Source organism: Micromonospora sp. DT15 (genome assembly GCF_049841475.1).
Classification (GTDB): domain Bacteria; phylum Actinomycetota; class Actinomycetes; order Mycobacteriales; family Micromonosporaceae; genus Micromonospora.
The window spans coordinates 79,301-91,544 of the sequence record NZ_JBNCKJ010000009.1 but is presented as its reverse complement, the minus strand read 5'-3'; the positions used below and the strand labels follow the sequence as shown (position 1 = coordinate 91,544).

Genomic DNA, 12,244 nt, shown 5'->3' with positions numbered 1-12,244 from the left:
AGATGAGCCCGTGGCGCAACGGCTGATCGTCATCGGCGGGGACGCCGCCGGAATGTCGGCGGCGTCCCAGGCCCGACGCCGCCGTGACCGTGGCGACCTGGAGATCGTGGTCTTCGAGCTGGGCAACTTCACCTCCTACTCGGCGTGCGGCATCCCGTACTGGATCAGCGGCCTGGTGCCCGGCCCCGAGGCGTTGATCGCCCGCGACCCGGAGACGTTCCGCACCGAGTACGCGATGGACGTCCGGATGCGCCACGAGGTCACGGCCATCGACCTGGAACGCCGCGAGGTCGTGGCCCGGGACCTGACGGGCGGCGGCGAGGTCCGCGAACGCTTCGACGACCTGATGTACGCCACCGGCGCGGTGCCGGTGAAGCCGCAGTGGGCGGTCACCGACGCGGACGGCGTGTTCGGCATGCAGACCCTCGACGACGGTGCTGCGCTACGACACTGGCTGGACGCCGACCCGCAGCCACGCCGGGCCGTGGTGGTCGGCGGCGGTTACATCGGCGTCGAGATCGCCGAGGCCCTGATCCAACGCGGCCTCTCGGTGACCCTGGTGGAGGCGGGCGAGCAGCCCATGGCGACAGTCGACGCCGACATGGCCGAGCTGGTCACCGAGGCCATGCGCGGCCTCGGCGTCACCATCCGCACCAGCCTGCCGGTGACTGGCCTGGAACAGCGGGACGGCCGGGTCTCCGCGGTGGTCACCGCCGAGGGGCCGATCCCGACCGACGTCGTGGTCCTGGGCCTCGGCGTACGCCCCAACGCTGCGCTCGCCAAGGCCGCCGGGCTGCCCCTCGGACCGACCGGCGGGATCCGGGTGGACCGCCGGATGCGGGTGCCCGAGCACCCCGGCGTCTGGGCGGCCGGTGACTGCGTGGAGACCCTGCACCGGGTCAGCGGGTTGCCGGTGCACGTGCCGCTCGGCACGCACGCCAACAAGCAGGGCCGGGTCGCCGGGATCAACATCGGCGGCGGGTACGCCACCTTCACCGGCGTGATCGGCACGGCTGTCACGAAGGTCTGCGACCTGGAGGTGGGCCGGACCGGCCTGCGCGAACGGGAGGCCACCGCCGCCGGCTTCGAGTTCGTCTCGGTGATCGCCGAGTCGACCAACCGGGCCGGCTACTACCCCGGCGCCCGGCCGATGACGGTCAAGCTGATCGCCGAGCGCCCCAGCGGTCGGTTGCTCGGCGCGCAGATCGTCGGCTGGTCCGAGGCGGCCAAACGGATCGACACACTGGCCGTGGCGTTGTGGAACGGCATGACGGTGGACGATATGACGCAGCTCGACCTGGGCTACGCTCCGCCGTACGCGCCGGTCTGGGATCCGGTGCTCATCGCCGCCCGAAAAGCGGTCGACGCGCTCGCCGCCCTCGACCGTTGACCCGCGCCCGCCGTGGAGGACCACCCCGTGACCCAGACCCCGACCCGGCCGACCGTGCGTCGGCGTCCCACGATGGTGGACGTGGCCCGGCGGGCCGACGTCAGCCTGAAGACGGTCTCCCGGGTCGTGAACGACGAGCCGGTGGGGCAGGAACTGGTCGGCCGGGTGCTGGCCGCCATCGCCGAGCTGGGCTTCCGACGCAACGACATCGCCCGTAACCTGCGCTCCCGGCAGCTCAACGCCACCGTCGGGCTGCTGATCGAGGAGATCGCCAACCCGTTCTACGCGACCATCGCCAGCGTCGCCGCCGAGATCGCGGCCGCGCACGGCACCATGCTGATCACCGCGTCGTCGGAGGAGGACCCGGAGCGGGAACGCGCCCTGCTCCAGGACTTCACCCAACGCCGCGTCGACGGTCTGCTGGTGGTGCCGGCGGGCCTGGACCACTCGTTCCTGCGTCGCGAGGTCGAGCTGGGCATGCCTGTGGTGTTCCTGGACCGGCCGCCGCAGGGGCTGCACGCCGACGCCGTGCTGTTGGACAACCGGGGTGGCAGTCACGCCGGGGTGAGCGCGCTGCTCGACGAGGGGCACCGGCGGGTGGGTCTGCTGCTCGGCGCGCCGAGCGTGCCCACCATGCGGGAGCGGCTGGCCGGGGCGCGGTCGGCGCTGGACGCTGCCGGCGTCGAACCGGACGAGTCGCTGATCCGCGAGCGGCTCATCGCGCCCGAGGAGGCCGGCCGAGCGGTCGCCGCGCTGCTCGACCTCCCGGAGCCGCCCACCGCGTTCTTCTGCGCCAACAACCGGCTCACCGTCGGCGCGCTCCAGGAGCTGCACCGGCGGGGCAGTGACGCCGCGCTTGTCGGTTTCGACGACTTCGAGCTGGCCCACCTGATGCCCCGACCGCTGACCGTCGTCGCCTACGACACGAGAGAGCTGGCCAAGGTGGCCACCGAACGCCTCTTCCAGAGAATCGCCGGAGACGACACCCCACCCGACACCACGGTCCTCCCCACCAGGCTCCTAAAACGCGGCCTAACCTGACCCCCTGATCCCGCGCCCCCGGGCCCGCCTGACCCCCGCGATCTTGCACTTACTGTTGGCGACCTGCGCAGGGATGCGCCTTTTGCCGGGACAGAATGTGCAAGATCGCGGGGGTCAGGGCGCGGGGACGAGGGCGCGGGGACGGGGTCAGGGCGCGAGGGCGGGGTCAGGGCGCGGGGGTCAGGAGGGCTTCGACCTCTGCTTTTGTCGGGGGGTTGGCGCCTCGGCGGGCGCAGGTCAGGGCGGCCACCGTGGCGGCCTGTCGGAGCACCGCACCCCACTGCTGCGGAGTCACCGCGGCCAGCCGGTCGGCCGGGCTGTCGCCGAGCGCGTCGAGGTCGGCCAGCGCGGCCAGCAGGCCACCGGTGAACGAGTCGCCGGCGCCGACGGTGTCGACCACCGTGGTGCGGACCGCCGGCTCCTCGTGCAGCGAGCCGTCGGGCGCGAGCAGCAAGGCGCCGTCCCCGCCCCGGGTCACCACGGCGCAGGACACACCGGCGGTACGCCATTCGGTCATCACGTCGGCCACCGAACGGTCCGGGTAGAGCCAGGCGAGGTCCTCGTCGCTGGCCTTGACCAGGTGCGCGATGCGAACCTGCCGGCGTACCCGCTCCTGCTCCGCCGCCCGGTCGGTGACGATGCTCGGGCGCAGGTTGAGGTCGATGGAGACGGTGAGCCCGTCCCGCTGGTGTTCCCGGGCGAGCAGGCCCTCCAGCGCCTCCGCGCCGGGTGCCAACGCGAGCGCGAGGGACCCGCTGTGCAGCGCGATCGCCGGTGACCCCGCCAGCTCGGGCAACTCCTGCGGCGTCCACTGCCAGTCGGCCGCACCGGCCAGCCGGAACTCGTAGCTGGCCTGCCCGGCGGCGTTCAGAGTGGCCACCGCCACCGACGTGGGCTCCGCGGCGCGTACCGCCCACTCCAGGTCCACGCGGTTGGCGCTCAGATGCGCGACGAGTTGCCGACCGTAGTCGTCGTCGGCGAGTCGGGCCAGCAGTCGTACCGGCTGGTCGAGCCGGGCCAGGGTGACGGCGACGTTCGCCGGCGAACCACCCGGGACGGCACGCTGCCCCTCGGCCGTGACGACCAGGTCGATCAGCGCCTCACCCGCGACGACGATCACGCGGTCACCTCCCCCGGTGCGAGCGGGCCGGTGCCGCCGAGCCCGTCGGCCGCGCGGGACAGCAGTACCGCCTGGTAGGCGTGGTAGACGTCCGGCCGGCCGTGCCAGACCGTGTCGGCGGGCAGGTTCTGCGCGTCCAACTCGTGCCGCCATCCGGTCTGGTCGATGAGACTGCGGCGGGCGTACGCCCAGAAGACCCGGTACCAGTCGAGGTAGACCGCGTCCCCGGTACGGCGACGCAGGGTGATCGCCGCGCCGAGGGCCTCGGCGAGAACCCAGTGCATCCGGGAGCGCACCACCGGCTGGTCGTCCCAGTCGATGGTGTAGACGAAGCCGTCCGCGCCGTCGACCGCCCAGCCGCGACGCACGGCGGCGGCGAACAGGGACCGGGCGTCGGCGAGCAGCCAGCGGGGTGGCTGCGGCAGCACCGCCTCCAACTCCAGCAGCAGCCGGGCCCACTCCAGCCAGTGCCCGATCGTGGAGCCGTACGGCCGGAACGGGTCGGCGGGCTGGTCCCGGTTGTAGTCGGGCAGCGGCGTCCAGTCGGTGGTGAAGTGCTCGGGGAGCCGCCAGTCGTGTCGGGCCGCCTCACCGTGCACGAGGTGGGTGGCGATCCGCAGGGCCCGGTCGGCCCAACTCGCGTCACCGGTGGCGGCGGTAGCGGCGAGGAACGCCTCGACCATGTGCATGCTGCTGTTGGCGCCCCGGTAGTCCTCGGTGACCGTCCAGTCCCGGTTCCACGATTCGCGGACAGCGCCGGCGTCGTCGTCCCAGAACCGGTCCCGCACGACGGCCAGCACGTCGGCGAGCAGCCGGTCCGCGCCGGGGCGTCCGGCGCGCGCGGCGCTGGAGGCGGCGAGCAGCACGAACGCGTGGTCGTAGCCGGCCTTGCGGTCGTTGACGGGTGCTCCCTGCTGGTCCACCGCGCCGAACCAGCCGCCGTACCGGTCGTCACACAGCAGCGTGCTGAGCGCGGCGATCCCGTGGTCGACCAGGGCGGCGGCGTCCGGGTCGCCGTTGCGGTGGGCGAGGGCGGCCACGTGGGTCATCCGGCAGGTGATCCAGGTGTGGATGGGTTCTCCGCGATCCGGGGTGCGGTCGTCGGTGAGCCACCAGAAGCCGCCCTCGGGCCGAAGCGAGCGGCGGGCGGTGTTGAGCAGCGTCCGGGTCTGGTCGACGAGGAACTCGTCCAGCTCGGGCAGGTCTGGTGACCCCGGCGGGGCAGGGGTCGTTGCGGCGTCGGATCGGGGCACGTCGGTCATTTCAGCTGGTCACCGTGGGGTAGGAAAGGGACATACGGCCAGGATCGGCGAACGGACCGGGTCCGCGCCGCAAAACTGCCAACGGTACGCCACGATTCGACTGGCCAGGGTCGGCGCGCAGCTAGAGGGCTTTCCTCCTATTTGACCGTTGACATCGTTGTCACCGTTCAACCCTGCTCCGGCAGCCGGCCGACTGTCAATTCCGGCTGCGTCACACCGACCCGGAGCGGCTCCGCTCAGTAGTAGTCGTCGATCGGCTGGCGTGCCTCGTCGAACAGCGCCGGCCCCTCGTAGCGGACCGGGGGCAGCGGCGGGGTGGCCGGCTTGACCTCCTCGAACTGCTCGGTGGACAGCGCGTACACCACCCGTCCGAGGCCGGACCGGTCGATCGCCGTCGCGCACATCGCGCAGGGCTGACAACTGGTGAACATGGTGGTGCCGGCGGCCACCTCGGGAGTGAGTTCCCGAGCCGCCCAGCGGGCCAGCTTCAACTCCGGGTGAGCGCTGATGTCCGCGTCGGAGACCACGGTGTTGTGGTCCTCGATCAGGACGACGCCGGCCGCGTCGACAAGCAACGAGCCGAACGGCCGTTCGCCGGAAGCCCCCGCCCGCCTGGCGATGTCGACGGCATGGCGGAGAAACTTCTCGTCGTCGGGGGTCATCGGTCCTCCTGGGTTCTGTGATGTGCGGCCACTGCCGCAAGGGTCCGCCAGGCGCGTTCGGGCTGGCGGATCTCGGTCAGGTCACCGTTGAACGGGTCCAGCACGACCGTCTCCGCGCCGAGCACACGAAGCTGGTCCAGGTCGGCGACGATCTGGTCGATGGTGCCGACACCGGCGAGCCGGTCCGGGTCGGTGATCGGTTCCCGGGTCTCCTGGAGCGCGATCCGCGGCACCAGCGCGGGCACCGGGCGACCCAACTCGCCGGCGATGTCCGTCAGTCGTCCGACCGCCTCGGCCAGCCGTCCCGGCGTGAACCGCAGCGGATGCCAGGCGTCACCGAGCATCACCGCGCGACGCATGCCGGCCTCGCTGTTGCCACCGACCCAGATCGGGATCGCTGCCGTGTCGTAGTCGTCGGTGTCCTGCCAGGCCGCACGCATGGTGTGCAGGTACTCGTCGGTCAGCGCGCCGCGCTGCCGGAACGGCACGCCGAGCGCCTCGAACTCCTGCCGGGCCCAGCCGACGGCGACACCGAGGACGAGCCGCCCGCCGCTGAGCCGGTTGAGGTTCGCCGCCATCCGGGCGGTGAGCAGCGGATGCCGGTACGGGACGATGAGCACAGTGGTGCCCAGCCGAACCCGGCTGGTCACCCCGGCCAGCCAGGACAGCGTGGTGAACGGCTCGTAGAACGGCGCCGGATACTGCTCGGCCACGTCCGGGGTCACCGCGATGTGATCGGAGACCATCAACAGGTCGAAGCCGAGACCCTCCACCGTCTGCGCCCACCGACGCAGCACGTCGGGGTCGGTGCCCGGGGCGAAGTTCGGTACGTTCACACCAATCTGCACCCGTCCACGCTAGCCACTGTGGACCGGTGTGTGAACGCCGCAGCCCGGCTGAGTCACCTGGCAGCCGCCGCGGATCGCCGCACGACTCAGGAGCGCCGGATGGATCTGCCCGAAGGACTCGACTGGGTACGAGGATCACCGGCCGGTCGCGCCTGGCTGGCCGCACTCCCGACGTGGCTGAACGAGTGCGCCGAGCGCTGGTCGCTGCGGGTCGGGCCGCCCTTCCGGCAGGCGTACGCGTCACTGGCGCTCCCCGCCCACCTGCCCGATGGCACCGCTGTGGTGCTGAAACTCCAGTATCCCGACGAGGAGAGCCGGCACGAGGCCGACGCGTTGGCACTCTGGGACGGCGTCGCGGCGGTCCGTCTGCTCGCCCACGACCCCGGGCGGCGTGCCCTTCTGCTCGAACGCTGCCAGCCCGGCACTCCCCTGCACGACCTTGCGCCGGACCGGGCGCTGGACGTGGTGGTCGGACTGCTCCCCCGGCTCTGGCGACCGGCCGACACGCCGTTCACCCCGCTCGCACGGGAGGCCGCCGGCTGGATCGACCGGATGCCCCGGGCCTGGGAGCGGGCCGGCCGACCGTACGAGCGACGACTGCTGGATGCGGCGCTCGACCTGCTCAGCGGACTGGCGTCGAGCCAGGGCGAGCAGGTGCTGGTCAACCAGGACCTGCACGCCGGCAACATCCTCGCCGCCAACGCGCTCGGCGGCGACGCGCTCGGCGGCGATCGAGGGCCGTGGCTGGCGATCGACCCGAAGCCGCTGACCGGGGAACGGGAGTTCTCGGTCGTGCCGATGGTGCGCGGCCCGGAGTTGGGCCACTCACCGGCCGCCGTCCGGCATCGACTGGACCGGTTCAGCACCGACCTGGGACTGGACCGGGAACGGGTCCGAGGCTGGACGATCGGACACACCCTGTCCTGGGGCCTCGCCGACGACACAGTCTTCCCCGAGAAGATCGAGGTGGTCCGCTGGCTGCTCGACGGCGACTGAGTTCCAGCAGCGCGCAGGGTTCCCGCACCCGCCCCAACTCCGCGATCTTGCACTTTCTGTCCCGACACAGCGCGCGTATCCACCCATACCGACAACACAAACCGCAAGATCGGCGGGCGCGGGGCGCGGGTGCCCGGGTGGGCGGGTCAGGTGGTTTGGCAGGTGCGGCACCAGTACAGGTTGCGGCCGGCCAGTTCGCCGCGACTGATCTCGGTGCCGCAGACGTGGCAGGGTGCTCCCGGGCGGCGGTAGACGTACACCTCGCCGCCGTGCCGGTCCACGCGCGCCGGCCGGCCCATGGCCTCTGGCAGGTGCGCGTCGCGGACCGTGTCGATCCGACCGTGCTCGACAGCGAGCCGCATCAAGCCGACCAGGTCGGCCCAGAGCGCGTCCCAGCCGGTACTGGTCAACTGTCGGCCCGGCATCGTGGGCGGCAGTCCCGCCCGGAACAGCGCCTCGGTCACGAAGATCAGACCGGTGCCGGCCACCACCGACTGGTCCAGCAGCAGAGCGGCGAGAGGGGTGGGGCTACGGGCGATCCGGGCGTACGCCCGCTCCGGGTCGGCGTCGGCGCGCAACGGATCCGGCCCGAGACGGTCCCGCAGCGCGGCCACCTCGGGTGGGGTGAACAGCTCACAGGCCGTAGGCCCGCGCAGGTCGAGCCAGTGCCGGTCGCTGGCCAGCCGGAGTCGCACCTGCCCGACCGGCTCCGGCGGCTCCCCCGGCCCGTCGGTGAACTTGCCATACAACCCGAGGTGTACGTGCAACGTCAGCTCGCCGGCGTAGTGGTGCAGCAGGTGTTTCCCGTACGCTTCGGTGCCCTCCAGCACTGTCCCGGAGAGCCGGGCGGCACCCTCGGCGAAGCGGCCCTGCGGGCTGGCGGCGAGCAGCTTGTCCCCGGCGAACAGCTCGGCGTGCCGGGCCGCCAGGCGATGGATCGAGTGTCCTTCTGGCACAGGTGCCAAGGATAGCCAGCCCCGCCCGACCGGCCCGCGCGCTGATCCGCACCGGGCCCGCCGCCGCCTCGACCGACCCGGTCCCCGTCGCGTTGATCGACTCGGGTTTCAGGAAATCGGGGTGTCCACGGAGGCGGGAAACCGCGACTTCCAGGAAGCCGAGTCGATCAACGCGACGGGGCTGGTCCGGGCCAGGCGGCGAGGCCCGCCGAGGCCGGTCTTGGCGGCCGTACCCAGGATTGGTGTCAGGAAACGCCCAGGTGGGTATTTGAGGGCCGACACCGCGTGGGTGCCACCCTTTCCGTCGGCCACCACGCATTCATCAGGAGGTGTGTAGTGGTCAGGATTCCTTCGCTGTCCCGCCGGTCCGAGCCGGCACCGACGCGGGACGAGAACCTCGACGGCCAAGTGGACGGCCGCGACACCCCGGTCACCGAGCCCGCCCAGTCCGACGACAGCGTCGGCCGCCCGGTGGTCACCGACCGGGACGCCGACCAGACGACGTACCGCAGCGCCGGCACGACCGACGGCCAGATCAGTGAGGCCGAGCGGCGGGCCAACGAGCGGGCGGCGGTGGCCCGAGCTGCCACCGGTCGACCGGCGGAGGTCGACTCCCGGGGCACCGCCCGCCCGGTCGCGCCCGAGCCCTCGAACGGCACGGCCCGCCCGGTCGCACCCGAGCCCGTGAACGGCACGACCCGCCCGGTCACGCCGGAGCCCCGCACCGGCACCACCAGCAAGGTGGAGACCGAGGCCCGGCCCGCCGTCGCCCCGACCACTGAGCGGACCGCCGAGCGCACCGCCGAGCGGGACGCCGACCTCGACAGCACCACCCGTCGGCCCGACACCACCGACCGGGTCACGGCCGACAGTGCCGTCACGGACCGGACCACCACGGACCGCACTGTCGACCCGACCCCGGGCGCGACCACGCCTGAGCCGCCGGTGACGCGTGGCCCGAAACCGCGGGCCAGTCTGCTCGCCACCCTCGGCCTGATCGTCTCGGTCGTCGGTGCGACGTTCGTGCTGACCGGAACCTTGGCCGGGTACGGCATCGGGCTCGGCGCGTTCGGCGCGGTGCTGTCGGTGCTCGGCCTGATGGCCACCCGCCGCCGGCACGTCGCCGGCAAGACCGACGCGCTCTTCGGGGTGCTGATCGGTCTGGCCGCGGTCGTGATCGGGGTGCTCGCGATGACCGGCCAGTTCGACTGGCCGACCACCGACGGCGACTGGGTGCAGCGCTTCCGTGAGTGGCTTGACTCACAGTTTGTCGATCGTTTCTAGCGGGCACTGTTCCGCTCGCCGGTGATGCACCGGCGAGCAGCCGGCGGTTCGCCGGCAACCCGATCAGTCCGGTGGTTCACCGGCCGGGAGACACCCTTTCAGGGGCGGCGGTTCGCCGCCCCTGAAGTGTTTCCGGGGTTCGACGTCTCCGGTCCAGATCGCCGGAGGATTCGCGCGTCACCCGGCGATCCCCCACCCCACACTGCCGGGCGAACCATGTACGCCAGCCTTTGCTCTGCTGCCCTATATGCGCCAGGGGGTCGGGGCCAGGTGTCCGATGAGTGGCGCCGGGAAGTGGTGGCGGATTCCGCTACTCGCCGGTGAGGGCGACGCCGTCTGGTGGCGCACATAAGGCAGCAGAGCAAAGGCTGCGAACCGGCCTCCCGGCCCTGCCTCTGAGCTCTGCCTGCCGGATCTCGGCTCCGACGCAACGAATCGCCTCGGAGGTCTCACCACACGCAACGGATCTACGCCCTGCGCAACTCCTGGCGGTGGATCCTGCCGCTCACGCCGCATACCGTTGAGCAACGGCGCCAGCCCGTGGGCCACGGTGGCCGGGCGCGCCCGACCCCTGGGAGCAGGACAATGACGATGGACGCCACCAGCCAGCGCCTGTTGATGTGCCGGCCGACGTACTTCGCCGTCGACTACGCGATCAACCCCTGGATGGACCCGAGCGCGCCGGTCGACGCCGCGCTGGCCGTCCGGCAGTGGGAGCAGCTGCGCCAGACGTACCTTGACCTGGGCCACACCGTCGAGGAGATCACTCCGGTGCCCGGCCTGCCCGATATGGTCTTCGCCGCCAACGGCGGCACCGTGATCGACGGCAAGGCGATGGCCGTGCAGTTCCGGGACCCGCAGCGCGCCGACGAGGCGCCGGCGTTCCGGGCCTGGTTCGAGGCCGCCGGCTTCGAGATGTACGACCCGAAGCACGTCAACGAGGGCGAGGGTGACGTCCTGCTGGCCGGTGACCACCTGCTGGCCGGCACCGGCTTCCGTACGGCGCACGCCGCGCACGCCCAGTTGCAGGAGGTCTTCGGCTACCCGGTGATCACCATGCAACTGGTCGACCCGCGCTTCTACCACCTGGACACCGCGTTGACAGTGCTCGACGAGCGGACCGTGGCGTACCTGCCGGAGGCGTTCTCCCCGGGCAGCCAGGCTGTGCTGCGCCGGCTCTTCCCCGACGCGGTGCACGCCACCATGGCCGACGCCGAGGTGCTGGGGTTGAACGCGGTCAGCGACGGGCGGCACGTTGTGCTGCCCGCGCAGGCCACCGACCTGGCCGCCAAGCTGCGCGACCGGGGCTACGAGACCATCGGGGTCGACCTGTCCGAGCTACGTAAGGCCGGCGGCGGACCGAAGTGCTGCACGCTGCGACTCCGTCAGGGAAAGGCAAGCAAGTGATCGTGGATGACAAGCTGCGTACGCCGGGAGCGGTCCGGGACGCCGAGCGCTGGACCGCGCACAACTACCACCCCCTGCCGGTGGTGATCTCGTCCGCCGAGGGTGCCTGGCTCACCGACGTTGACGGCCGCCGCTACCTGGACTGTCTGGCCGGCTACTCCGCGCTGAACTTCGGTCACCGGCACCCGCAGTTGATCGCCGCCGCGCACGCCCAACTGGACCGGCTGACGCTGACCAGCCGTGCGTTCATCCACGACCAGTTCGCCGACTTCTGTCGGGAGCTGGCGGAGCTGTGCGGCAAGGACCTCGTGCTGCCGATGAACACCGGCGCCGAGGCGGTGGAGACCGGGATCAAGGTGGCCCGCAAGTGGGGCTACCAGGTCAAGGGCGTGCCCGCCGGCCAGGCCAACATCGTGGTCGCCGAGGGCAACTTCCACGGCCGAACCACCACCATCGTGAGCTTCTCCACCGACGAGGACGCCCGCGCCGACTTCGGGCCGTACACCCCGGGGTTCACTGTCGTGCCGTACGGCGACCTGGAGGCGCTGACCGCCGCGATCGACGAGAACACAGTGGCCGTGCTGCTGGAGCCGATCCAGGGTGAGCAGGGTGTGGTGGTGCCGCCGGAGGGCTACCTGCCGGGCGTACGCCAGGTCTGCACCGAGCGCAACGTGCTGTTCATCGCCGACGAGATCCAGTCGGGTCTGGGGCGTACCGGCGCGACCTTCGCCTGTGACCATGAGGGCGTCGTGCCGGACATGTACCTGCTCGGCAAGGCGCTCGGCGGCGGCATCGTGCCGGTCTCCGCGGTGGCCGCGAACGCAGACGTGCTCGGGGTGCTCAAGCCCGGCCAGCACGGCTCCACGTTCGGTGGCAACCCGCTCGCCTGCGCGGTGGCGATCGAGGTGGTCCGGCTGCTGGCCACCGGCGAGTTCCAGCGCCGTTCGGCCGAGCTGGGTGAGCGGCTGCGGGCCGGCCTGGAAGGGTTGGTCGGCAAGGGTCTGGTCGGGGTACGCGTCCGCGGCCTGTGGGCCGGGCTGGACATCGACCCGGCGCTGATGAGCGGTCGGGAGGCGTGTGAGCGGCTCGCCGAGCGCGGAGTCCTCGCCAAGGACACCCACGGCTCCACCATCCGGCTCGCCCCACCCCTGGTCATCACCGAAGCGGAGATCGACCTCGCAATCGACGCCCTCGCCGAGGTCCTGGCCCCGTAACCCCTGCGTCGATCATGAAGTTATTGCCCTGCGCCTCGGCGTGTCGTGGCAATAACTTCATGAT

The 12,244-nt window shown here is 71.8% G+C and carries 11 protein-coding genes; 6 read left to right on the top strand and 5 right to left on the bottom strand.

The window, feature by feature from the left end:
• Nucleotides 1–10 precede the first annotated feature (10 nt).
• Together ACLQ3F_RS20560 and ACLQ3F_RS20555 are read left to right on the top strand one after the other, a co-directional pair.
• Entirely contained in the window at nucleotides 11–1,390 is a 1,380-nt protein-coding gene (locus ACLQ3F_RS20560) for an FAD-dependent oxidoreductase (protein WP_425850856.1), read from the top strand.
• A gap of 72 nt (nucleotides 1,391–1,462) precedes the next feature.
• Complete coding sequence (locus tag ACLQ3F_RS20555; protein ID WP_355008237.1) at nucleotides 1,463–2,431, top strand: LacI family DNA-binding transcriptional regulator; 969 nt, start codon at nucleotides 1,463–1,465, stop codon at nucleotides 2,429–2,431.
• Between the two features lie 166 nt (nucleotides 2,432–2,597).
• On the opposite strand, the gene ACLQ3F_RS20550 is transcribed toward ACLQ3F_RS20555, so the two are convergent.
• From ACLQ3F_RS20550 to ACLQ3F_RS20535, 4 genes are all read right to left on the bottom strand, one after another.
• Nucleotides 2,598–3,551: a carbohydrate kinase family protein gene (locus ACLQ3F_RS20550; RefSeq protein WP_425850855.1), complete on the bottom strand. Its 954-nt coding sequence runs from the start codon at nucleotides 3,549–3,551 to the stop codon at nucleotides 2,598–2,600.
• Nucleotides 3,548–4,813, bottom strand: a complete 1,266-nt coding sequence (locus tag ACLQ3F_RS20545; protein ID WP_425850853.1) for an AGE family epimerase/isomerase — start codon at nucleotides 4,811–4,813, stop codon at nucleotides 3,548–3,550. The genes ACLQ3F_RS20550 and ACLQ3F_RS20545 overlap by 4 nt, the downstream gene beginning before the upstream one ends.
• Before the next feature lie 236 nt (nucleotides 4,814–5,049).
• On the bottom strand, nucleotides 5,050–5,475 hold the full coding sequence (locus tag ACLQ3F_RS20540; protein ID WP_425850852.1) for a nucleoside deaminase: 426 nt from the start codon (nucleotides 5,473–5,475) through the stop codon (nucleotides 5,050–5,052).
• Nucleotides 5,472–6,323 carry an LLM class flavin-dependent oxidoreductase gene (locus ACLQ3F_RS20535; RefSeq protein WP_425850850.1) on the bottom strand — a complete coding sequence of 284 codons (852 nt, stop codon included), beginning with the start codon at nucleotides 6,321–6,323 and terminating at the stop codon, nucleotides 5,472–5,474. The genes ACLQ3F_RS20540 and ACLQ3F_RS20535 overlap by 4 nt, the downstream gene beginning before the upstream one ends.
• Nucleotides 6,324–6,422: 99 nt before the next feature.
• Between ACLQ3F_RS20535 and ACLQ3F_RS20530 the strand changes: the two genes are divergently transcribed.
• Complete coding sequence (locus tag ACLQ3F_RS20530) at nucleotides 6,423–7,319, top strand: aminoglycoside phosphotransferase family protein (protein ID WP_425850849.1); 897 nt, start codon at nucleotides 6,423–6,425, stop codon at nucleotides 7,317–7,319.
• Nucleotides 7,320–7,465: 146 nt separating this feature from the next.
• Here the strand turns inward: ACLQ3F_RS20530 and ACLQ3F_RS20525 are convergent, their stop codons facing one another.
• A complete protein-coding gene (locus tag ACLQ3F_RS20525; RefSeq protein ID WP_425850847.1) occupies nucleotides 7,466–8,275 on the bottom strand; it encodes an Fpg/Nei family DNA glycosylase in 810 nt (269 codons plus the stop codon).
• 336 nt (nucleotides 8,276–8,611) lie between these two features.
• Between ACLQ3F_RS20525 and ACLQ3F_RS20520 the strand changes: the two genes are divergently transcribed.
• The 3 genes from ACLQ3F_RS20520 (at nucleotide 8,612) to rocD (ending at nucleotide 12,180) form a co-directional block, all read left to right on the top strand.
• On the top strand, nucleotides 8,612–9,559 hold the full coding sequence (locus ACLQ3F_RS20520; RefSeq protein ID WP_425850846.1) for a thrombospondin: 948 nt from the start codon (nucleotides 8,612–8,614) through the stop codon (nucleotides 9,557–9,559).
• Between the two features lie 591 nt (nucleotides 9,560–10,150).
• On the top strand, nucleotides 10,151–10,966 hold the full coding sequence (gene ddaH, locus ACLQ3F_RS20515) for a dimethylargininase (protein WP_334502249.1): 816 nt from the start codon (nucleotides 10,151–10,153) through the stop codon (nucleotides 10,964–10,966).
• Nucleotides 10,966–12,180, top strand: coding sequence for an ornithine--oxo-acid transaminase (gene rocD, locus ACLQ3F_RS20510; RefSeq protein WP_425851046.1), 1,215 nt, complete (start codon nucleotides 10,966–10,968; stop codon nucleotides 12,178–12,180). Before ddaH ends, rocD begins: the two co-directional genes overlap by 1 nt.
• Nucleotides 12,181–12,244: the final 64 nt, after the last annotated feature.

What these genes read in the sequence shown, in the direction of transcription:
- ddaH (WP_334502249.1), top strand. Translation starts at nt 10,151, where the DNA reads ATGGACGCCACCAGCCAGCGCCTGTTGATGTGCCGGCCGACGTACTTC.
- ACLQ3F_RS20530 (WP_425850849.1), top strand. Translation starts at nt 6,423, where the DNA reads ATGGATCTGCCCGAAGGACTCGACTGGGTACGAGGATCACCGGCCGGT.
- ACLQ3F_RS20540 (WP_425850852.1), bottom strand. Translation starts at nt 5,475, where the DNA reads ATGACCCCCGACGACGAGAAGTTTCTCCGCCATGCCGTCGACATCGCC.
- ACLQ3F_RS20555 (WP_355008237.1), top strand. Translation starts at nt 1,463, where the DNA reads ATGGTGGACGTGGCCCGGCGGGCCGACGTCAGCCTGAAGACGGTCTCC.
- ACLQ3F_RS20545 (WP_425850853.1), bottom strand. Translation starts at nt 4,813, where the DNA reads ATGACCGACGTGCCCCGATCCGACGCCGCAACGACCCCTGCCCCGCCG.